Source organism: Finegoldia magna, assembly GCF_003182075.1.
Taxonomy (GTDB): Bacteria; Bacillota; Clostridia; order Tissierellales; family Peptoniphilaceae; genus Finegoldia; species Finegoldia magna.
Map to the genome: position 1 here is coordinate 46,989 of NZ_QGTH01000007.1, position 21,121 is coordinate 68,109.

The window sequence follows — 21,121 nt, forward strand, 5'->3', positions numbered from 1 at the left end:
AATCCGTCTGTTTGAGCGAATGCGAGTTACGGATTTTAGAAGATTGAAATTTAGAAATCACAAATTTTTTGAGTCCGATGTTCGTGCATGAAGGTTTGCAATGTGCAAAAAGCCCTCATTATCGAGAGCTTAATCGTTAATTTCTAAGTTGTTTGATGATATCCATGCATCGTATGATTTTAGTGAATCTGCACTTTTAATTATCGCATGACACCATACTCTTTGACCTGAATCTGGTTTTGCTTCATAAATGTACACTTCACTTCCCATAGGAATTGAGGAAATCACTTCTGATTTATTGCTTGGTTCTTCATAGATTTTGGCATTATCTGTAGTTACCAAATAAGTTTTGCCAACTAAACGAATGCACAAATCGATAAGTCTTTTGTTATCATCAGTTTCATAGCTTTCATCTTTTTTATCTGGTTTTTTTGTACTTTCTTTTTCTTTCTTTAATTCTTCTGCTGATTCATTGGCAAGTTTTTCAGCTTTTTCTCTGGCTTCTTTTTCCTTTTTCTCAGACAATGCACGTTGTTTTTCTTCGTCTTGTTTTTTCTCATTGTATTGATTTTTTGCTTTTTCAACTTCTTTTATCTTGTCGATAACAATAGTTTCGTGTGGCATTACACGTGCGTATGAGTTTAACATATTCAAGCTTGCATCAAAGTTGTCGTCTTCTGCAAATGAATCACTTGCAATTATCACAGCTTGTGTACTTTCTTGCAATCTTTGTTGCGCTTTTTGATAATTGACGCTATCTTTGTTGCTTACTTTCAAGAAACTTTTTGCTGCATCGACATACTTCATTTCCTTTAAATAATTCACACCATAATCGTAATTATTTTTAGAAGACAAAAGTTCAACAGCTTCACGTTTTTTATCTATATAAGATCCATCGTTTGTTCTATCGTACAATTCACTATAATAATCTACAGCTTTTTGGTAATTACCATCTACTATACATTGGTGAGCCAATTTATCTAATTTTTCTGCCTTAGAAGAATTAAAAATATTTAATCCTACAAAAGCTCCAACAAATATTACTACAGTTATCAAAACTACAGCAATAATATTCTTCTGCTTCATTCATTACACCTCTCTAATATTCTAATGAATAAGCTAAAATAAGTCAATAAACGAAAACGTTATATTTTACGTATTTTTACATATTTTACACAGAAAAAAGTGGAGTGTTAATTTACACCCCACTAACTTCAAAAACTATTATTCTTTCATTGGTTGTTCTGCTGTAAGTTCGATTTCATTCCATCTGAAGTCGTCTTTGTTAAGATCTTGAACGTATCTGAAATCAAATTTTTTAACTCTCTTGTTGATTGGAGATAAAGCTTCTCTGTAAAGTGTTGGAATCAATGGTACATTGTCTTCCATTACTTTAGCAAAGTCTTTGTAAGCTTGTGCTCTTTCTTCATCAGATGTTTTACCATCAGCTATCTTATCCAATGCTTGTTGCATTTCTGGATTAGTATATCTGTAGTAGTTGAATGATGCATTCTTACTGAATAATCCTGATGGGTCTGGGTTAGTACCTACAGCCCAAGCTCCTTGGAATACGTCGATTTCTGGATCGTCGTTTTTAAGTTTGTCATAGAATGCGTTGAATTCGATTAATCTTCCGCCTGTTAATTCAACATTCAATCCAATTTCTTTCCAACATTGGATATAATATGCTGATAATGGTTCTGCGATTTCTCCACCTGACATTGATGCGAATTTGATTACCAATGGTTTACCATTTTTGTCTTCTCTCATTCCATCATTGTCTACGTCTTTGTATCCAGCTTCGTCTAACAATTGTTTAGCTTTTTCTGGATCGTAGTTGTATCCTTTAAGGCTATCGTCAAAGTAATCTTTGAAGATTGGAATAACAACTGATTTTGCTTGTGATCTGTATCCTAGGTAGAATTTTTCACCAACTGCGTTGTTGTCGATTGCGTAACCCATTGCTTTACGTAGGTTTACATCTGCCATCTTAGCGTTAGAATCTACCACAACTTCTCCCTTGGCTTTATCCCATTTACCTAATTTAAATCCTAGGTAAGTGTATGCCATGTCTTGCATTCTTGCAACTTTGTATCCTTTTAATTCTGATATTTCTTTGAATGTATCTGAAGGTGCTCCACCTGCGATATAGTCGTATTTACCAGATTTTAATGATGCTAAAATTTGTGATGTTGGAACTACTTCCATTACAACTTTATCGATTTTAGGTTTTCCACCCCAGAAGTGTTCGTTAGCACTAAATTCAACTGATTGTCCTGGAACTACATTTGAAATGTAGAAAGGTCCAGCTGATTTAGGGTTCTTTCTGATTGGATCAGAAGAAATTATGTCTTTTATAGCTATGTCTTTTACTTGTTCATAATTAGTTGGTTCAGCCCAAATACCAGCACCCCATTTAATTGAAGGTTTCCATTCTTTAAATGAAATTTGAACTGTTTTTTCATCAATTTCTTTAACACCAGCGATGTCTTGTGTTTTTCCAGCGTGATATTCTTCCATACCAACGATGTTCATCATATCATCATCATAACGTACACCAGGATAATCCTTGTGTCCAATGATTAAGTAGTTGATGATAATGTCTTTTGCAGTAACTGGTTTCCCATCATTCCATTTGAATGAGTCTGATAATTTGATAGTAGCAGTTTTTGCTTTTTCATCCCATTCAAATTTTTCAGCTCCAGAATCTCTCAATTCCAAACTTTCTCCATTATTTGCTGAACCGTACATTGTAGGTCCAATGATTGTCCAGTCGATGTTATCGTCTTGTAGTGTATTATTGAATATACCTTTAAATGGTGAATCTGTAGGAATACCTACTCTAAATGTACCACCTTTAATTGGTTCGCCTTCATTTTCAACAAGAACACCGCCGCCCATTTGTTCTCCGACTATGTTGCCTTTGTTTTCTGCGTTTTCATTTTTGCCTGTACTAGATTCTTGTTTTGAACCAGAATCTGACGATTTTCCGCTATCTTTCTTAGAATTTCCACATCCAGTAAGTACGAATGCCAATACTAAAAAGATTGCCAATAATGATTTAAACTTCTTTTTCATTATTTTCACCCTTATCCTTTCCTTTGTTTTGCATCGGAAGCTCTTCTTAATGCTTGACCGATATAATTTATACACAACATCATTACTAATATCAATAATGATGCAGGTAACCATACATATAATTTATCTTGAATAACTTCTGGCTTTCTGGCTAATGATACCAAAGTTCCAAGTGATGGATCTGATGGTGGAAGCCCGAAACCTAGAAAGCTAAGTCCTGTTTCAATACCGATGTTACCGGCGAAACTTAATGTCATGTCTACAATTAATATTGAAGAAATATTTGGCAAAATTCCTGTAAACATCGTCTTCAAATCGCTAGTTCCCATTGTTTTAGAAGCATTTACGTAGTCTTTTTTACTTTCCGCAAGAGCTTTCGATCTGACAAGTCTTGCCATCCCTGTCCAGTAGAACACCGTAAATATCATTACGAATGTAAACATCGAATATTTTGGAACAATTGTTACGAAAACTATAATAATCATCATTGTTGGAAGAATTTGTATGAAGTCTATAATTCTCATTATAATATTGTCCAACCATCCTCCGTAATATCCTATCAATAAACCTACAACTATTCCTATTACAGATGTAAGTATTGTCACGGCGATTCCTATTACAATTGAGTTTCTCGCTCCAATAATTAATTGTCCAAATAAATCCCTACCACCTTGGTCAGTTCCTAGTATGTGTCCAGCTTCTCCAGGTCTTACGTATGAATTAAGTATGTCAACTTTCATTACTTGTTCCTTATCAAGTAACATCGCTCCTACGAAAATTCCTATCCACAAAACTGCTAATACCACCAATGACACTATAGCTAGTTTATCTTTTTTGAATTCATTAACAATTACTTTAAATCCAGTAGGATTATCTTTTGCAAGGTCTTTATATTCTTCAAGCTTTTCTTCTGTTACTTTTACTTCTTTCATAAAAACCTCCTAATCTATCCTTATTCTAGGGTCCACTATACTCATGATAATATCACTTAATAATGAACCGCAAAGTGTCAAGAAACCATAAATCATTACAAGAGCTGTCATAACTGAGTAGTCCCTTTGGTTAATACAGTCAACGAATAATGAACCCATTCCTTGATATCCGAAAATTGTTTCAATCATGATAGAACCAGCTAACAAACCTGTGATTTGGAATCCGAAGAATGCAGCTATTGGTAAAAGTGAGTTTCTAAAAATGTGTTTACTATAAACTTTTTTAATAGGAACCCCTTTTGCTCTTGCAGTTCTTACGTAGTCTTGACTTTTTGCATCTACAACTTCATTTCTCAAATATTGAATAGTTCCAATAGTTGTAAGAAGTGCATATGATATTGCAGGAAGTAGCATATGATAAAATCTACTTAATACCGCTGCCATGCCACCTTTTGCTGATGCTTCAAGACTTATGATACCACTTGTTGGAAACCATCCTAACTTGTATCCGAATATTAAAAGCATTATCAAGTAAAATACGAACCCTGGGGTAGCTAATGCCAAGAAGTTATATAAGTTAACCCCCTGATCGAAAGCCGACCCACTGTATCTACCTGCGTTTATTCCTAGAGGAATAGCAATTGCATACATTATTATTAATGAGAACAATGATAAGAAGAATGTATTCTTAGCTCTTTGACCAATAACGTCTTTCACTGGTAGCTTTTGAGTGTAAGAAACTCCAAAATCTCCTTGAAGTGCATTGCCAACCCATCTCTTATATTTCACATACCATGGATCGTAAAATCCAGATTTTATTTTAAGTTCTTCTTCAACCTTTGAGTTACCAGTAGTTGGTGTGATTTTCCCTGTAAAAGGGTCCCCTGGCATCTTTTGAGCTACAAAGAATATAAATAAACTTAACACTATCAATTGAGGAATCATTATTAAAAATCTTCTGATTATTGTTTTAGTCATATTATATTTCCCCCTTTCTAGCTGCTACATAATGAGAATCTTTGTATTTTGTCAAATCGTACACCGATCCATTTTCATCGTAGTAGACATTTTTTTGTTCATCAAACTTCTTTTCAATAGCTTGTCTAGCATCTCTAAGCTCTTTTCTTCTATTTGGTTCGATTTGAGGAATCGCTGCGATAAGTCTTTTTGTGTAAATATGTTGAGGATCAGAGTATAACTCATCACGATTACCAGTTTCCACAAATTTGCCGTTATGCATAATATAAATGTAATCACACATGTGTCTTACAACCCCCAAATCGTGAGAGATGAAAATGTAGCTTAGATTAAACTCTTGTTGAATCAACTTCATGTAGTTTAATACTTGCGCTTGAACTGATAAGTCAAGTGCACTAACTGGTTCGTCTGCAACTATCAATCTTGGGTTACATGCAACAGCTCTTGCAACACCAATTCTTTGTCTTTGACCACCTGAGAATTCAAATGGATATTTGTAAATTGCACTTTCGTTAAGTCCAACTATGTCTAATAATTTAAACACCTTTTCTTTTTCTTCTTTAGGTGTAAGTTTTTCAAAATTTCTGATTGGTTCAGCGATTATATCCAAAATTCTTTTTTTAGGATCAAGCGAACTCATTGAGTCTTGGAAAATCATTTGAACATCTTGATTGTAGTTAATCTTTTTTCTGTAAGATCTACTTGTAACATCTTTTCCTTCATACAAAATGTGTCCATCTGTAATCTTTTCGAGTCCTACTATAGCTTTTCCGATAGTTGACTTCCCAGAACCTGACTCTCCAATCAATCCATAAGTTTTTCCTTGTTCAATATCCATATCAACTCCATCAACAGCTTTGATATAGTCTTGAATTGTATTAAAAAATCCACCACGAATTGGATAATGAACTTTCAAATTTTTAACTTCTAAAAATCCCATATTTTCCTCCTATTCGTCTTTAAAATGGAAGTTCTTCCAGCATGTACAACGAACTAAGTGTCCATTGCCAACATCATGTAATACTGGGTTTTCTTCATGTTCTGAATCTTCTATCCAAGGAATACGAGGTGCAAATCTGCATCCTTTTCTTGGTAAATCTTTTAATGAAGGAACCATACCTTCTATTACGTGTAACTGATCAGATTCATTATCTGCTTGCGGAATGGAATTTAATAAGCTTCTAGTATATGGATGAAGTGGGTTATTGAACAACTCATCCACAGGTGCAATCTCAACGATCTGACCTGCATACATTACGCAAACTCTATCAGCGGTCTGTGCTACAACTCCTAAATCATGGGTTATCAATATAATTCCTGAATTCATTTGATTTTGTAATTCTTTTATTAAATCTAGAATTTGTGCTTGAATTGTAACATCAAGTGCAGTAGTTGGCTCATCAGCTATCAAAACATGAGGCTTACAACTCAAAGCAATCGCAATAATTACTCTTTGTCTCATACCTCCTGATAATTGATGAGGAAATTGTCTTGCTATAACTTCAGCATTTTCAATCCCTACTTTTTTTAGAAGATCAACAGCTTTTGCTTGACGTTGTTTCTTGTCCAAATCAGTGTGATACAACAAAGCTTCTTCAATTTGTTCGCCAATTCTCATTAATGGGTTAAGTGATGCCAATGGATCTTGGAATATCATACCAATTTCTCCACCTCTCAACTCATTGAATTGAGCTTCTGTATAATTCAAAATATTTTCGCCGTTATATATAACTTCACCGCTAATTTGAGTGTAGTTCATATTATGTAAACCCATAATTGTAGTAGCAAGTGTAGATTTGCCACAACCAGATTCGCCAACCATAGCTAATACTTCATTTTCATACAATTCAAATGAAACATCGTCTACGGCGTCATAATAATCGTCTTTTATTCTAAAAGCTGTATGCATATTATTAACTTCCAATATTTTCTTATTAGCAGACATCTTATTCTCCTTTCAGTTTATTTTTTGTATGATTTATGTATGAATAATAAATAATACTTTATCTCATTATAGTGACATAAAATGCATTTGTCAATTATTATTTATTTTTTAATTTAAAATTTCAGTATAAAATACAGTTTTTTCATGCTTTTTCGAATTAAATTACACTTTTTAGCTACAAAAATAAAATTTATGATTTTCTTTTCCCGTTATAGTTCCGCCATTTAGAGTTGATTATGAAAATAAAATTAGATTATTTTTATTCATTTTTAAAATTTGTCCTGCCAATAAAATAAATTGTGTTTTTGCATAAAAATGACTTGACACAATCTCTTTATTATGATAAAGTAATGATAATCATGAGCCTATTTACAAATTTATTAATTTTTAAAAAATGTAACAAAAAGCTTGCATTCGTTATATTGAAATGGTAAAATATATTTAATTATTGAAAACTTTTTCATTTTCAATTAAATCTCCATTTCTTAATTTATTACAACATAAAAAAACAAGGTATGAATTAAATTCAACACCTTGTTTTTTTATTTTAGTTTATTTTTATTATATTAATATCATTAAAGCAATCATCTATTTGGAATTTTTTCGGCAAATCCTTGGTCTTCAACGAAGTTAGTGCACAGGCATTCGCCATTTCAAAAGACTTTTCATAATCTGAAGTTCTGATAAATGTCGCGATAAATCCCGCGATTATTGAGTCAATAACAAAATCTCTTTTTTGGTTTAGCATCTGTTCTATGTCAAAAGCATATATTGAATTCTTTTGGAACAAATATACTTTATTATCTACAAAGGGCACTATTACAAATTTAGAATTCAAACCAGATATTTCATTTTTCCATTTAAGCAAATCTGATTCTGAATTTATTTTTGTTTTAAATAGATGCTCCAAGCATTTTACACTTATTTTTTCAAGTAATGATCCCTCGTTAGCAAATCTCTCCAAATAATACTCATCTATATCAAGTACGAAGTGTGCTTTGTTGGCTTTGCAAATTGCAATCATTCTTTCGATTACAGTTTCTGTTATATTTTTCGGAAAAGCTGTGGACAAAAACACAGTATCTCCTTCTTTAACTCTTGATAGATAGTATAACAATTCCTGTAGTTCTTGATGAGAAATGCTAGGTCCTTTTGATTCGATTACGGTTTTCGAAGAGCCTGTGATTTTGATATTAATTCTAGTATTATCATCAATTCTTATGAACTCAGATTTGATATCTTCTCTTCTTAGCCAATCTTCTACAAATTCTCCAGTAAAACCTCCTGCAAATCCAGTTGCAACAGTCGGAAGTCCAAGTTGTTTTAAAACTCTCGAAACATTGATTCCTTTTCCAGCTGGAAGCATCAAATCAAAATCCGATATATTGTTCTTGTCAAATTCAAAATCCGAAACTTCACTTACAAATTCAAGTGCTGGATTCATAGTAACTGTGTAAATCATTTAATCACCTACATTAATCCCGGAGCAAGTCCAAAAAATATTTTTTGAAGAAGTGTCATAACGACCATAAACACAACAAGTCTTGTTATCACAATTCCAGCTGCATTAAGTCCGTAAACTTTCCACAAATTTTTGTAATCAAATCTATCTACTAAAATAATCGTTGCAAATAATATCAATATTACTAATGAAATTAGATATATAAAAGCGTGTGCACCCAAAAATGTAAACGTGAAAACTGACGAACTAAAACCGACAAGTCCTCCTGCGGTTAACACTCCAAATAAGCTAAATATGAGAGATTCTATAACCGAAAGTAAAACTGAGATATTGTTTCTCAACTCCTTATCAATTGGTTGATATAATTTCGTTCCTGCTAGTTTAAGTCCCAGACTATAGGATAAAAGTTTTTGGAAAATATCCAAAACCAACACTGAAACCATAACTACGATTGCCTTTGATTTTTGAGTAAATGTCCAGTGATTTGTAGAATTCATGTAAAAGAATAAAAGCGGCAACGCAGATAACACTACAACCGCAAGTCTCATTGAGAACCTGTAAGGTTGTGTGCCTCCCATCATTTTCTTCAATATTTTAATAAAGAACAAATTGATTTTGTCAAAAACTTGTTTACTTTTAACCTCAAAAGTATCCATAAATTGGTCATCATCTTCATCTTCGTCTTCAAACTTATGAATAGTAAACTCATTTGCCGAAGTGAATCTTATCGACTCATCTCTTTTAATTTTTTCTTGTTTTTCGTCATAACCTTTGGTAATAAAAATCGTGTTTTCGTAATTTTCTTCAGGTTCTTTTTCATCTTCGTGGTTTATTTTCTTCTCAACTTCCTTGTCGGGATTGAACTTTCCATATTGAGATTTGTTTTTGTTAATCACTTGAAAAATATCTTCAATCCTTTTAGGCTTGTGTTCCGTTTTATTTTTATTTATGATATCTTCAGTCTTTTGTTCTTCAGCTGATTTTTCACGATTTTTTATATTAAAAATATTCATCACATCGTCAGAATATGAATAATCCTTATCTGTAGATGCGTGATTATTTTCTGGTTGTTCTTTTATATCCTTTTGTTCATTCAAACTTTCACGGTATTCTTTCAAATTAAACCCACAATTGTGACAAAAATTCACCGTATCTAACACTTTTTCATTGCAATTAGGACAACGCATTTACTCACCTCCGTAACCGTATTATATCACAATACATTATACTCAATTATAACTTTGCCAAATCTTAATATTTGGGCAATAAAAAACTGGGTTAATTATCCCCAGTTTATTTCAAAAGAGTAACACATCTTCATGCTAAGAATATCATACGAAAAAAATTGCTTTGATTTCAAATCGAAAAAATCCGTCCAAAATCGTACCGCGTAAGCGAAGCGTGCTTACGATTTTAGGATTTTAAGATTCAGAAATCAACAATTTTTGTAGTCTAGATATTCGTGCATGAAGTTTGTTTGCTTTATTTTCTATTTTCTTTTAAATACCATATATCTATAATTCAAATCTTCGTAAGTTTTGATGTCTGACTCTTCCGCTACATAATAATCTTGGTCTTCAAATAAGTTTCTGATTTTTGCATCATATTCAAATTCTGCGTCAACATAAGTGATTACGAATTCATCAACTAAATGTATCAATGATTCAATCGTGTTTGCTCCACCTATCAAATACTCTGTCATTTTGTGGTCTGGGTTGATTTCTTTGAGAGTGCGTAGCAATTCTTCTTCGTTTTTTACGCAAAGCATACCATCTAAGTCCTTACTTGTAATTATTATGTTGGTTCTATTTGGTAGAGGTTTTGAATCCGGCAAAGATTCCAATGTTTTTCTTCCCATTATAACGATATTTCCAGTTGTTAATTCCTTAAATCTTTGCATATCTTCAGGAATTGAAAAAAGCATATCTCCATCTTTTCCTATCGCAAAATTTCTATCTACTGCTAATATAACTTTCATTAACAAAAATCTCCCTTCCTTATATTACTTACAATTTCGTTCAATTTTTCCATTGCATGATCATCTGTCCAATCAAAATCATCCTCGCAGATTCTTATTACGAGTATACCCATTTCCTCACAGCAAATATCAAGCATAGTGCTATAGATTGCATTTTGCAAATCAGACGACGAATTGGAAAGGATGCTATCGCATTTGTTTATCCATTTTTCAATACAAAAACCATAGTTTTTATCTCGTGGATAATTCTCAAGTGCAATCTTTCTTTCTTTTGTAAATTTCCTGTTAGCATCATACATAAAACAAAGCTTATTTTCCTCATTATAAGCCATTATGTTGATATCATTGACATATCTTATCAAATCATCTCTGGTTATTTTGTCGTCCAGTTCATTCAAAACTTCTTTCAAATTTTGGTTGTCTATGTTTGGTTTCAATTCAGAAAAATTTTTGCTAAATTCAATATCTCCACTAAAATACACTCGCAGTATTTTTTTAATAGCATCAATTTGTTCTTTTTCATAATCAGATGCCAAAAAAGTACTGTTTTCCATAAAATCTCCTTTATATTACATCCATTTTTTCTTTTTAAAATAATAAATCATAACACTAGTAATCACAACAGCCGTAACCCAGAACAAAATATATCCGTATTTTCCTTGAAGTTCCGGCATATATTTAAAGTTCATTCCATAGACTCCTGTTAAGAATGTCAAAGGCAAAAATATCGTCGACCACACAGTCAATACCATCATTACTTCGTTAGTTCTGTTGGAGATATTAGTGTCAAAAGCATCTATCATGGAGTTAATCATATCGCGATACACTTCTATGAATTCAAGCATTTGGATTATGTGATCGTACAAATCTCTCATGTAAATAGATATGTTGTGACTTACCAAATTTACTCTGAACTTCGAAATTTCATTGATAACTGAACGCAAAGGCCACAAAGTCTTCCTCAAAAATATTAGGTTTTTCTTCATAGTGTAAAGTTCTCTGAGAATATCGTCATCATGATTAGTCATCATAACGTCTTCCAAATCATCTATGTATTCTCCCAAAATATCAAAAATTTGATAGTAGTTGTCGATAAATGCATCCATTAACAAAAGCAATAGTCCATCTGTAGTTTTCGGTCTAAAAACAGGAATTTTTTCTAACTTGTCCAAAACTCTGTCAAATGATGTGGTTTTGTTTTGCTCTACAGTTACTAACAAATTTTCTTTCAAAACAAAAGAAACTTGGTTAAACGACAATTCTTTTACACTGTTGAACATATCATAATCCACAGTATCTGTTACCACGAACAAATAATCATCATAAGCTTCTAGTTTCGTCCTTTGTTCCACATCCAACATGTCTTCTATTATAAGAGGGTGGATTTTGAATTTTTCTTTCATTTTTATGAAATTATCTGTATCTGATAATCCTGTGATATATATCCAATTTATCCTGTCATTTCTCAATTCGATATCATCGATGTCTGTGGTTTGATGTTTGTCGAAATGATGTTCATCAAAAGTACAAAAAGTAATTTTGGTGTTTTCAAGATCGTTCTCAAGCCTAAGAGTATCTAATATTTCGTTGATTCTATCCTCAAATAATAAATTAGCCAATACTATCTCCTCTTATTCATCCAATAATTTGTTCGCGTAATTTCTGTATGTCGATTTTGAGTTATCCCCTACAAGTCTGTCGATGATTTTGCCATCTTTTATAAATAAAGTCGTAGGTAGAGGCAACGCATCGTAATGCGTAATTATCTCGTCCTTGTCAATTTCTCTAACTTTTTTAGCTAAATATTCGTAAAATTCTATTTCTCCTTGAAATGATTTTTCGATATCTTCCAAATCATTTTTCGCCGGAATACATGGACAAATCCCGTCGGCGTAGAAAAATAAAATCTTGTTTCCTTTGTTAAATATCTTAGAGTTAATATCACTCTTTTTAAATTTTTTCATTTGGTACTATCCTCCAAATCTCTTCTGCATATTCTTTTATAGTTCTATCCGATGAAAATTCTCCGAAATTAGCGATGTTCATCAAACTCATCATAGCCCATTTTTTCTCATCAGAATAAGTTTGTAAAATCTTTTCGTGAATTTGTTCATAATCATTGAAATCTTTTAACACAAAATATTCGTCCAATTTAAATGACGAATCTCTGTTTACAAGCGAATTGTAAATGTCCAAGAACATAAATGATCCACTATCATTGATCAAATCGCTTAGTAAAGTATCAATAACGCGTTTAATATTTTCATCCTTATAATAATACTCAACTGGATTGTAACTGTCTCTGATGGAATTTAATACTTCAACAGTCGCTCCAAATGGGAAGTTGTTGTCTTCACCTGCGTGATTGAAAATCTCAATGTTAGCGCCGTCGTAAGTTCCCACAGTCAACGCTCCGTTTAACATAAACTTCATGTTACCAGTTCCCGAAGCTTCTTTTCCCGCAGTCGAAATCTGCTCACTCACATCTGCTGCAGGATACACCAATTCTCCGATTGATACGTTGAAGTTTTCTAAGAACACAACCTTGATATATTTGTTAACAACATCATCATTGTTCACGAGATTTTTAACTTCATTGATGAATTTTATAATAGCCTTTGCTCTGAAATACCCCGGCGCTGCCTTCGCCCCAAATATATATGTTTGTTTTGGAATGTCGGATACTTCGTTGTTTTTGATTTTATAATACAAATTCAAAATGTGAAAAGCATTCAACAATTGTCTCTTGTATTCATGAAGTCTCTTAACTTGTATATCAAAAATAGAGTTCTCATCTACATCGATGTTTTCATGCTCCTTAATGTATTTTTTCAGTCTGATTTTGTTGTTGAGTTTAATCTCTCTTAATCTAGCCAAAACTTTGTCATCGTCTTGGAATTTTTCAATCTCCTTTAATTTTGTTAGATCAGTTTTCCAATCTTCTCCCAAAAGTTCTGTTATAAAATTCGTTAGCTCTGGATTTGAATAAAATAGCCAACGTCTTGGAGTAATTCCATTTGTTTTGTTGACGAATTTATCCGGATACAAATCGTGCCATGATTTTAATGTCTCGTTTTTCAGAATTTCTGTGTGGATTTTAGCAACGCCGTTAATCTTTACGGATGTTAATATTGCCAAATGAGCCATATTAACAGTATTGTCCTTCACAATTCTGAGATTATCTATCCTATCTACAGAATAATACAATCCCACCAAATCGCTGACAAATCTCCTGTCGATTTCAGCGATAATATCCATAATTCTAGGACTCACTTCCTCTACAACATCTACACTCCATTTTTCCATTGCTTCTTGTAAAATAGTGTGGTTAGTGTAGTTGAACACATTGCTTGTAACATTCCAAGCTTGTTTCCAAGAAAGTTTTTTATCATCCATCAAAACTCTCATCATTTCTGGGATAGCCATAACAGGATGAGTATCGTTTAATTGGATAGTATTGTATTTTGAAAAATCTTCAAAATCCTTATCATTTGGGAAATTCTTCTCGTATTTTTCGATTATATCTTGAATAGATGCGCTACTGAAAAAATACTGTTGTTTAAGCCTTAAAACTTTTCCCGGTCTTTGTATATCATTAGGATACAAAACTCTCGTGATATCTTCTGCTCTATTTTTTTCTTTTACTGAATCGTCGTATTGAAAATTATTGAATTTTTGAAAATCAAATCCGTCATCACATTCCGCCTGCCACAACCTCAAAGTATTAACAACATGATTTTTGTAGCCTACAACTGGCATATCATAAGGAACTGCTTTTACGACTTGGTTTTTGTATCTAATGATTTTGGATTCAGATTCTACACGTCTTGACCAAGGATCCTTGTCCAATGTCCAATTATCTCCGACTTCCATCTGAAATCCGTTGTGAAAATATTGTTTAAAAAGTCCTTGGCGATATCTCACGCCATAACCTGTCAATGGATAATCCAAACTCGCTGCACTTTCCATAAAACATGCCGCAAGTCTTCCTAGACCACCATTTCCCAAAGCTGCATCTTCTTCTTGAATTTCCAAATCATTGATGTCGATGTCCAATTCTTTTAAAACTTGTGAATATTCTTCGTTCAAACCCATATTCAACAAATTATTTCCCAAAGATCTTCCTATCAAAAATTCCGCGCTAAAATAGTAGGCATTTCGTGAATTTTTGTGTTTATCAGAAGTTTTCTTCCAATCTTCTGCCAATTCGTTCATTATTATTTTAGAAAAAGCTATATATTTTTCTTTTTCAGTAGAAGTTTGTAAATCTTTTCCAAACATATTAAATAAGTTTTTTTCAAATTGCAACAAAAATTCTTCCTTTTTCATAAAATCCTCCTATTCTTAGCTCAACTATATTTTACCACATTTGTAAAATAGTCCTATTAAATTTGTATTGTTTTTTCTTAAAATCAACAAAAATGATACATTTTTCTATTTTATTGATATAATGATTTAGTTATAGTAATATATTAATGAGTCACAAGAAAGGACAAAAATTATGCAAAAAAATATATATGTATTATATGGCGGTCCTAGTACTGAACACGAAGTAAGTATTACAAGTGCTAGAACATTAATAAATAATTTATCAAAAGAAAAATACAATGTAAGTGCGATTTTCGTTCGCCGCGATAAAAAATTCATAATGAAAGAAAACATAACTGAAGAAATAAAATCCGACGACGAATTAGTGCTTGACACTGAGCTTTCTGTAATAGAATCTGTCAGCGATTGTATCAGTAAAATCAATCCTGAAAATACTGTAATATTTCCTGCAATTCACGGAAGTTATGGCGAAGATGGAACAATCCAAGGTTTCATAAAAGTTTTGGATTTGCCATTTGTAGGATGTAATGTGTTGGGTTCTGCACTTTGCATGGACAAAGGATACACTAACGATATTTTCGAATTGAACAAAATTCCTCAAGCAAAATACGTCGTGCTTTGCAAAAACGATGAATACAATTTGAAGGAAATTTTCGACAAAACATCCAAGGCAGTTTATGTAAAACCATGTAACGCTGGTTCATCTGTTGGTGTTATGAGAGCAGAAACAGAAGAAGAATTGGAACAAGCAATCCAAAACGCATTTCAATACGACAGAAGAATTTTAGTTGAAGAAGAAATCATTGGTCCTGAACTTCAGATAGCAGTTATGGGCAATGACAATCCAGTTGCATCACGTCCGGGTGTATACCAAATACACGATGTAGAGTTTTTCGATTACGATGCAAAATATAACGATTCAAAAACAGAAATGCTTACACCATTTCCAATGGATGAAGATTTAGAATTAAAAGCAAGACATTTGGCAGAAAAAGTGTACAAATTAATGAGTTTGTCAGGATTTTCAAGAGTTGATATGTTCGTAAAAGACAATGAGCTTTGGGTGAATGAAATCAACACAGTTCCAGGACTAACTCCACATTCAATGTTTCCAGTTTTGTGGAAATGCACTAACGATATGAGTGTTTCAGAAGTATTCGACAACTTGATTGATTTGGCTGTTGAAGAATACGAAAAAAATAAAGCATATAAGTTAGAGAGGTAAATATGTTAACAAGAAATTTAAAAACAATAACAGAACTTACTAACACGATTATAAATGAAAAATACCATGATGTAATGGTAAAAGGTATCTCCACAGATACAAGAACTATTCAAAAAGACAACATGTTCATCGCTCTTAGAGGAGATAATTTCGATGGACAAAATTACATAGAGATGGCTTTTGAAAAGGGCGCATCTTGTTGTGTAGTTAACAGGGATTACAGAAACATCAACGATTATCCAGTAATCGAAGTAGATGATACAAAAGAATTTATGATGGATTTAGCTAGAGGATACATCAACAGTTTAAACTGTAAAGTAATCGCCATCACAGGATCCAATGGCAAAACAACTACAAAAGATATAATGAGTTCTTTATTAAAAGAAAAGTACAAAGTCGTTAAAACACAAAAAAATTACAACAACGAAATCGGATTATCCAAGACGATATTTGACATAGATGATGACACAGAAGTTGCAGTTCTTGAAATGGGAACAGAAAATTTTGGAGAAATCAGTCAACTTACTAATATCGCTCATCCTGATATCGCAATGATTACAAACATCGGCGACAGTCATCTTTTAAATTTGAAAACAAAAGAAAATATTGCCAGAGCTAAATTCGAAATCCTTGAAGGATTAAAAGAAGACGGAATATTTATTTTAAATAACGACGATCCAGTTCTCAGAGAAGTAAAACAAGAATACAAATTACCAGAAAAGACTATAAGTTTTGGAATAAAACCAGACAGCGATTATAGAATGGAAATGATTAAAGCTGATGAAACAGGATCGACATTTTCAATCAACGATCACGTGTTCAACATAGAATTGTTGGGACATCATCAAATGTACAACGCTACGATGTCAATAATAGTAGCTGAACTTATGGGATTGGATTATTCAGATGTAGCAAAAGGGCTGAAAAAAATCGAATTAACGGGAATGAGAAACGAACTTATCCTACTAGATAAATTCCATATTTTAAACGATAGCTACAAATCAAATCCACAATCACTTACAAGTTGCTTAGAAACAGCTTACGGATTGCACGGCTATTCTAGAAAAATCGCCGTATTAGGTGATATGCTAGAACTTGGAGACAACGAAATAACTCTTCACAAAAATATCGGAAAATCAATCAATCCCGAAAAAATCGACTACGTATTGGCAACTGGACCATTAGCAGAAAACATAATCAAAGGAGCACGTACAAACTTTGCAGAAGATAAAGTGTTCTACTTTGAAACAAAAGAAGAATTGCTAGAAAAATTGCAAGAATTAATCGTGGACAACACATTGATTTTAGTAAAAGCATCTCATGCAATGCAATTCGATAAATTAGTCGAACAAATAAAAGAAATTTAACATCAAAATATTAAATAATATCAAAACAACAAGCCCTTATGTACAAAAGTGCATAAGGGCTTGTTTATTTCTAGGAAAGTTTGAGGCTTTCTTATATGTTTTTCTTTGCTTGTTTATCGTTATAAATTCTCTTCATCAACATTCCAAGTGCAAACACTCCGAATAAAATAATAAGTCCTTTTACCCATGTAGATGGATTTGTCGATTTACTTGCTGCATAAGAATAAATCAAAGTCGCTGGAAGTTGACCAATTCCTGTCGCGATGAAAAATTCCCAAAATCCCATCGGAGTCAATCCCGCTGCATAACTTATCGGATCAAATGGAACAAATGGCAATAATCTTGCAACCAAAATAGCGTTCTTGCCATATTTGTCGAAGAATCCTTCTACTTCCTTCAATGCTCCTTTTGTGGCAAATTTTTCTGCAATATCTCTTCCCAAAAATCTCGCAATACCAAAACAAAGCGCCGCTCCAGCCATTGCAGATGTCCAAGATAATATACTTCCTCTAACCCATCCCCAAATAGCTGCATTAGAAAATGTAATGAAGAAAGCTGGAATTGGCGCTGCAATTGATTGAAGAATCATCATCAAGAATGAAATTATAACCGCAGTCTTTCCGAACGATCTGATGTACGCTTTTACACTTTCAAGATCTTTAAAAGCTTTTGACATGTTCGTTACGCCTTCTCTGAGTGGTTTGATAAATACAAACGCAAGAACTACAATGAGAATTACGACAAATTTTTTAATATGTTTATTTTCTAATTTCAAAATAATCCCTCCTTATATTCATTATATCAGATAAAAAAATAAACACTTATTGAAATATTCTATAAGTGTTTATCGTTTATTATAATTTACGAATTAAATTTTTCTCTATCAAAATATTCTTCACCTGAACTATTAGCGACGATAACTGTACACACGGCATCTCCTGTGATATTTATCGCTGTTCTAATCATATCCAAAATTCTGTCTATTCCCATTATCATTGCAATCGCAGATATTGGAAGTCCGATTGAATTAAATACCATGGATAAAGTTATCAATCCAACAGATGGAATTCCCGCAGTACCTACTGATGCAAGTGTCGCTGCAGCAATTACTGTCAAGAAATTTTGTGGTGTCAATTGCATTCCGTAAGCGTTCGCTGCAAATACTACTGCAACTCCTTGCATAATTGCTGTTCCGTCCATGTTGATAGTTGCTCCAAGTGGAATAGTAAATGAAGAAATTTTCCTGCTAACTCCAAGTTCTTCCAATTTGTTGATGTTCATTGGCACTGTTGCATTTGAAGATGATGTGGAGAACGCAAATCCCAAAACTGGGAAGAATTTCTTCAAGAATTTGAATGGATTTGCTTTTGCAAAAATAGTCAATAAAACCATATAAACTAAGAAAAGTTGCAATATCAATCCTAAAACTACTGTGAGCATGTATTTTAACATAGAGAATATTGCAGATAATCCTAAAGTTGCAAACGTCTTTGTGATAAGAGCAAATACACCTATTGGTGCAAACTTCATGACAATCATAGTCATATCCATCATTATGTCGTTGAATTCTTCGAAAATATTTGCTACGTTGTGTGCTTTTTCTCCCAAATTCGCCAAAATAATTCCAACTAACAATGCGAAGAAAATTATTTGCAACATATTTCCTTCAGCCATAGCTTGAATTGGATTTGTAGGAATCAAATTGAGCACAGTATCTTTTATTGAAACTGCCTTCGCAGGGTCTGCTTGGACAGCCTGGCTCACTTTGCTAAGATCAATTCCAACTCCAGGCTTTATAAATGATGCCAATAATAGCGCCAAAGTTATCGCCAAAGCCGTAGTGAACAAATAAAACACAAGTGTTTTGACTCCGATTTTTCCTAATTTTTTAGTATCCCCCATGCTCATCGCACCAGTTACTAATGAGAAAAACACCAATGGAACAACGAGCATTTGCATTAATCTGATAAATCCTTGCCCCAATACGTCGAATATTCCATTAACTAAAATGGTATCTTTTATATATGATGAAGGGACAAATAGATTAAAAACTATTCCTACCAACAACCCCAGAAATAATCCAATGAATATTTGAGTTGTCAGTCCTCTTTTTTTCTTTTTTTTCATAAACATCTTTCCTTTTTTATAAATTCATTTTTAAAATTATAAATTATTTTTTTCGATATATTTTTGAAGAGAAGTTTGCCAATCTGTGAATTTGTAAATTTGAGAAGTGTTCAATAAGAAGTTTTCCAAAGCTGTAAAATCTGGTCTGTGACCTTCTATTCTCAAGTTTTCATCTTCGATAACTTCTGCATCAATTCCTTTTATCTTCAAAATTTCTTCTGCAAAATCTTTTCTACTAGCGACTCCTTCACATGATGCATGATAAATTCCGTAATCGTACGTATCCATTAATTTCACGATAAATTCTGCTAATTGATATGCGCTTGTCGGAGAAGAATATTGCGCTTTAGGAACGTAAACTTTTCCTGTTTCTTGCGCTTCTTTTATAATATCTTCAACCCTGTGATTTACCGGAGAGAATAACCAACTTGTTCTCAAAATAAAATGTTTCACACTGAATTCCCTTACGAAATTTTCTCCCATCAATTTGCTTTTTCCATACATTGTCGTAGGATGTGGAGTGTCGTATTCTCTGTATGCACTTCTGGATTGTCCACTGAACACATCGTCTGCTGACATGTGAATTATTTTTGCATCCACAGTGTTCGCTGCAACCGCCATGTTTCTTGCACCCAACGCATTTACCCTGAAAGCTTCGTCTGGGTTTTCTTGGCAAGCTACAGGGTCTGTAAGCGCAGAACAATTTATGATTATATTCGGTCTATTTCTTCTGGCAAATATTGAAGTTTCATCGGAATTTACAATGTCTACAATGTATTTATCCGTTGCTAAGACTTCGTCTTCCAAAGGATCCAAATATTTCTGTAATACTTTCCCGATTTTTCCATCTGCTCCACTTATCCAAATTCTATTTCTAGTCATAATATCTCCTTAAAAATTAATCTCCAATTCAACTGGACAATGGTCTGAGCCCATTATGCTTTGGTGAATTTTCGCATCCACAAGATTGTCCTTCAAATCATCACTTACTATAAAATAATCAATTCTCCAGCCAGCATTTCTTTCTCTCGCTTTTGCAAAGTAGGACCAATAAGAATATTCATCTGTTTTATCTGGATAAAAATATCTGAAAGTGTCGACATATCCATCATTTAATAAAAGTGACATTTTATTTCTTTCTTCGTCAGTAAATCCTGCAGAACGTCTATTCGATTGTGGATTTTTCAAATCAATTTCATTGTGGGCTACATTCAAATCCCCGCACACAATTACAGGTTTTTTATCTCTTAAAATATTCAAATAATTGTGGAATTCATCTTCCCACACCATTCTATAATCCAAGCGTTCTAATTTTTGTTTGGAGTTCGGAGTGTAGACATTTACCAAGAAAAAGTCCTCATATTCGCAAGTAATCACACGACCTTCAGTGTCGTGTTCATCAATTCCAATCCCAAAACTTACTCCAATCGGCTCAACTTTTGTGTAAACCAAAGTTCCAGAATAACCAGCCTTGTTAGCTGAATAGGAATATCTGTGATAACCTTCAAATTCCATTTCTTCAGTCATTTGATTTTCTTTCATTTTTATTTCTTGTAAACAAAAAATATCCGCATTCAAATTATCAAATGCTTCCTTAAATCCTTTTTTCATAACGGCTCTGTATCCGTTAACATTCCATGATATTAATTTCATATTCTCACCTCTTATTTGTTATTTATTATATCATATACAGTTTTAAA

At 32.9% G+C, this 21,121-nt stretch carries 19 protein-coding genes; 2 read left to right on the top strand and 17 right to left on the bottom strand.

Features of this window, described 5'->3' with window-relative positions:
• Nucleotides 1-129: 129 nt before the first annotated feature.
• The 13 genes from DES33_RS04140 to DES33_RS04200 all read right to left on the bottom strand — a co-directional run bounded on the left by DES33_RS04140 (nt 130) and on the right by DES33_RS04200 (nt 14,702).
• Nucleotides 130-1,086, bottom strand: coding sequence for an SH3 domain-containing protein (locus DES33_RS04140; RefSeq protein ID WP_094224326.1), 957 nt, complete (start codon nt 1,084-1,086; stop codon nt 130-132).
• Nucleotides 1,087-1,224: 138 nt separating this feature from the next.
• Nucleotides 1,225-3,078, bottom strand: coding sequence for an oligopeptide ABC transporter substrate-binding protein (locus DES33_RS04145; protein WP_227930618.1), 1,854 nt, complete (start codon nt 3,076-3,078; stop codon nt 1,225-1,227).
• Nucleotides 3,079-3,089: 11 nt separating this feature from the next.
• Complete coding sequence (locus tag DES33_RS04150; protein ID WP_094210215.1) at nt 3,090-4,010, bottom strand: ABC transporter permease; 921 nt, start codon at nt 4,008-4,010, stop codon at nt 3,090-3,092.
• A gap of 9 nt (nt 4,011-4,019) precedes the next feature.
• On the bottom strand, nt 4,020-4,988 hold the full coding sequence (locus DES33_RS04155) for an ABC transporter permease (RefSeq protein WP_110058153.1): 969 nt from the start codon (nt 4,986-4,988) through the stop codon (nt 4,020-4,022).
• 1 nt (nt 4,989) lies between these two features.
• Complete coding sequence (locus DES33_RS04160; protein WP_002835640.1) at nt 4,990-5,928, bottom strand: ATP-binding cassette domain-containing protein; 939 nt, start codon at nt 5,926-5,928, stop codon at nt 4,990-4,992.
• A 9-nt stretch (nt 5,929-5,937) separates the two neighbouring features.
• The gene (locus DES33_RS04165) at nt 5,938-6,933 is read right to left on the bottom strand and encodes an ABC transporter ATP-binding protein (RefSeq protein WP_110058154.1); all 996 of its coding nucleotides are present in this window, start codon (nt 6,931-6,933) and stop codon (nt 5,938-5,940) included.
• Nucleotides 6,934-7,480: 547 nt separating this feature from the next.
• Nucleotides 7,481-8,395 carry a 1-phosphofructokinase family hexose kinase gene (locus tag DES33_RS04170; protein WP_110058155.1) on the bottom strand — a complete coding sequence of 305 codons (915 nt, stop codon included), beginning with the start codon at nt 8,393-8,395 and terminating at the stop codon, nt 7,481-7,483.
• 8 nt (nt 8,396-8,403) lie between these two features.
• Complete coding sequence (locus DES33_RS04175) at nt 8,404-9,582, bottom strand: zinc ribbon domain-containing protein (protein WP_110058156.1); 1,179 nt, start codon at nt 9,580-9,582, stop codon at nt 8,404-8,406.
• 302 nt (nt 9,583-9,884) lie between these two features.
• The gene (locus tag DES33_RS04180) at nt 9,885-10,373 is read right to left on the bottom strand and encodes a dihydrofolate reductase (RefSeq protein WP_227930617.1); all 489 of its coding nucleotides are present in this window, start codon (nt 10,371-10,373) and stop codon (nt 9,885-9,887) included.
• Entirely contained in the window at nt 10,373-10,927 is a 555-nt protein-coding gene (locus DES33_RS04185) for a hypothetical protein (protein ID WP_110058157.1), read from the bottom strand. The genes DES33_RS04180 and DES33_RS04185 overlap by 1 nt, the downstream gene beginning before the upstream one ends.
• A 15-nt stretch (nt 10,928-10,942) precedes the next feature.
• Nucleotides 10,943-11,992 (bottom strand): magnesium/cobalt transporter CorA, encoded by a 1,050-nt coding sequence (gene corA, locus DES33_RS04190; RefSeq protein ID WP_110058158.1) that lies wholly within the window; start codon nt 11,990-11,992, stop codon nt 10,943-10,945.
• A gap of 12 nt (nt 11,993-12,004) precedes the next feature.
• Nucleotides 12,005-12,337 carry a thioredoxin family protein gene (locus DES33_RS04195; protein WP_110058159.1) on the bottom strand — a complete coding sequence of 111 codons (333 nt, stop codon included), beginning with the start codon at nt 12,335-12,337 and terminating at the stop codon, nt 12,005-12,007.
• Nucleotides 12,324-14,702 (bottom strand): glycogen/starch/alpha-glucan phosphorylase, encoded by a 2,379-nt coding sequence (locus DES33_RS04200; protein ID WP_110058160.1) that lies wholly within the window; start codon nt 14,700-14,702, stop codon nt 12,324-12,326. Before DES33_RS04200 ends, DES33_RS04195 begins: the two co-directional genes overlap by 14 nt.
• Before the next feature lie 172 nt (nt 14,703-14,874).
• On the opposite strand from DES33_RS04200, the gene DES33_RS04205 reads away from it, so the two are divergent.
• Nucleotides 14,875-15,927: a D-alanine--D-alanine ligase family protein gene (locus tag DES33_RS04205; RefSeq protein ID WP_094207581.1), complete on the top strand. Its 1,053-nt coding sequence runs from the start codon at nt 14,875-14,877 to the stop codon at nt 15,925-15,927.
• Between the two features lie 2 nt (nt 15,928-15,929).
• On the top strand, nt 15,930-17,294 hold the full coding sequence (locus tag DES33_RS04210; protein WP_110058161.1) for a UDP-N-acetylmuramoyl-tripeptide--D-alanyl-D-alanine ligase: 1,365 nt from the start codon (nt 15,930-15,932) through the stop codon (nt 17,292-17,294).
• 91 nt (nt 17,295-17,385) lie between these two features.
• On the opposite strand, the gene DES33_RS04215 is transcribed toward DES33_RS04210, so the two are convergent.
• The 4 genes from DES33_RS04215 to DES33_RS04230 form a co-directional block, all read right to left on the bottom strand.
• Nucleotides 17,386-18,069, bottom strand: a complete 684-nt coding sequence (locus tag DES33_RS04215) for a TVP38/TMEM64 family protein (RefSeq protein WP_110058162.1) — start codon at nt 18,067-18,069, stop codon at nt 17,386-17,388.
• Between the two features lie 86 nt (nt 18,070-18,155).
• Nucleotides 18,156-19,421 (bottom strand): dicarboxylate/amino acid:cation symporter, encoded by a 1,266-nt coding sequence (locus DES33_RS04220; RefSeq protein ID WP_110058163.1) that lies wholly within the window; start codon nt 19,419-19,421, stop codon nt 18,156-18,158.
• Nucleotides 19,422-19,457: 36 nt separating this feature from the next.
• Complete coding sequence (locus DES33_RS04225) at nt 19,458-20,303, bottom strand: SDR family oxidoreductase (RefSeq protein WP_110058164.1); 846 nt, start codon at nt 20,301-20,303, stop codon at nt 19,458-19,460.
• Between the two features lie 9 nt (nt 20,304-20,312).
• The gene (locus DES33_RS04230) at nt 20,313-21,074 is read right to left on the bottom strand and encodes an exodeoxyribonuclease III (protein WP_110058165.1); all 762 of its coding nucleotides are present in this window, start codon (nt 21,072-21,074) and stop codon (nt 20,313-20,315) included.
• Between the last annotated feature and the right edge of the window lie 47 nt (nt 21,075-21,121).

What these genes read in the sequence shown, in the direction of transcription:
- DES33_RS04140 (WP_094224326.1), bottom strand. Translation starts at nt 1,086, where the DNA reads ATGAAGCAGAAGAATATTATTGCTGTAGTTTTGATAACTGTAGTAATA.
- DES33_RS04145 (WP_227930618.1), bottom strand. Translation starts at nt 3,078, where the DNA reads ATGAAAAAGAAGTTTAAATCATTATTGGCAATCTTTTTAGTATTGGCA.
- DES33_RS04150 (WP_094210215.1), bottom strand. Translation starts at nt 4,010, where the DNA reads ATGAAAGAAGTAAAAGTAACAGAAGAAAAGCTTGAAGAATATAAAGAC.
- DES33_RS04155 (WP_110058153.1), bottom strand. Translation starts at nt 4,988, where the DNA reads ATGACTAAAACAATAATCAGAAGATTTTTAATAATGATTCCTCAATTG.
- DES33_RS04160 (WP_002835640.1), bottom strand. Translation starts at nt 5,928, where the DNA reads ATGGGATTTTTAGAAGTTAAAAATTTGAAAGTTCATTATCCAATTCGT.
- DES33_RS04165 (WP_110058154.1), bottom strand. Translation starts at nt 6,933, where the DNA reads ATGTCTGCTAATAAGAAAATATTGGAAGTTAATAATATGCATACAGCT.
- DES33_RS04170 (WP_110058155.1), bottom strand. Translation starts at nt 8,395, where the DNA reads ATGATTTACACAGTTACTATGAATCCAGCACTTGAATTTGTAAGTGAA.
- DES33_RS04175 (WP_110058156.1), bottom strand. Translation starts at nt 9,582, where the DNA reads ATGCGTTGTCCTAATTGCAATGAAAAAGTGTTAGATACGGTGAATTTT.
- DES33_RS04180 (WP_227930617.1), bottom strand. Translation starts at nt 10,373, where the DNA reads ATGAAAGTTATATTAGCAGTAGATAGAAATTTTGCGATAGGAAAAGAT.
- DES33_RS04185 (WP_110058157.1), bottom strand. Translation starts at nt 10,927, where the DNA reads ATGGAAAACAGTACTTTTTTGGCATCTGATTATGAAAAAGAACAAATT.
- DES33_RS04195 (WP_110058159.1), bottom strand. Translation starts at nt 12,337, where the DNA reads ATGAAAAAATTTAAAAAGAGTGATATTAACTCTAAGATATTTAACAAA.
- DES33_RS04200 (WP_110058160.1), bottom strand. Translation starts at nt 14,702, where the DNA reads ATGAAAAAGGAAGAATTTTTGTTGCAATTTGAAAAAAACTTATTTAAT.
- DES33_RS04205 (WP_094207581.1), top strand. Translation starts at nt 14,875, where the DNA reads ATGCAAAAAAATATATATGTATTATATGGCGGTCCTAGTACTGAACAC.
- DES33_RS04210 (WP_110058161.1), top strand. Translation starts at nt 15,930, where the DNA reads ATGTTAACAAGAAATTTAAAAACAATAACAGAACTTACTAACACGATT.
- DES33_RS04220 (WP_110058163.1), bottom strand. Translation starts at nt 19,421, where the DNA reads ATGAAAAAAAAGAAAAAAAGAGGACTGACAACTCAAATATTCATTGGA.
- DES33_RS04225 (WP_110058164.1), bottom strand. Translation starts at nt 20,303, where the DNA reads ATGACTAGAAATAGAATTTGGATAAGTGGAGCAGATGGAAAAATCGGG.
- DES33_RS04230 (WP_110058165.1), bottom strand. Translation starts at nt 21,074, where the DNA reads ATGAAATTAATATCATGGAATGTTAACGGATACAGAGCCGTTATGAAA.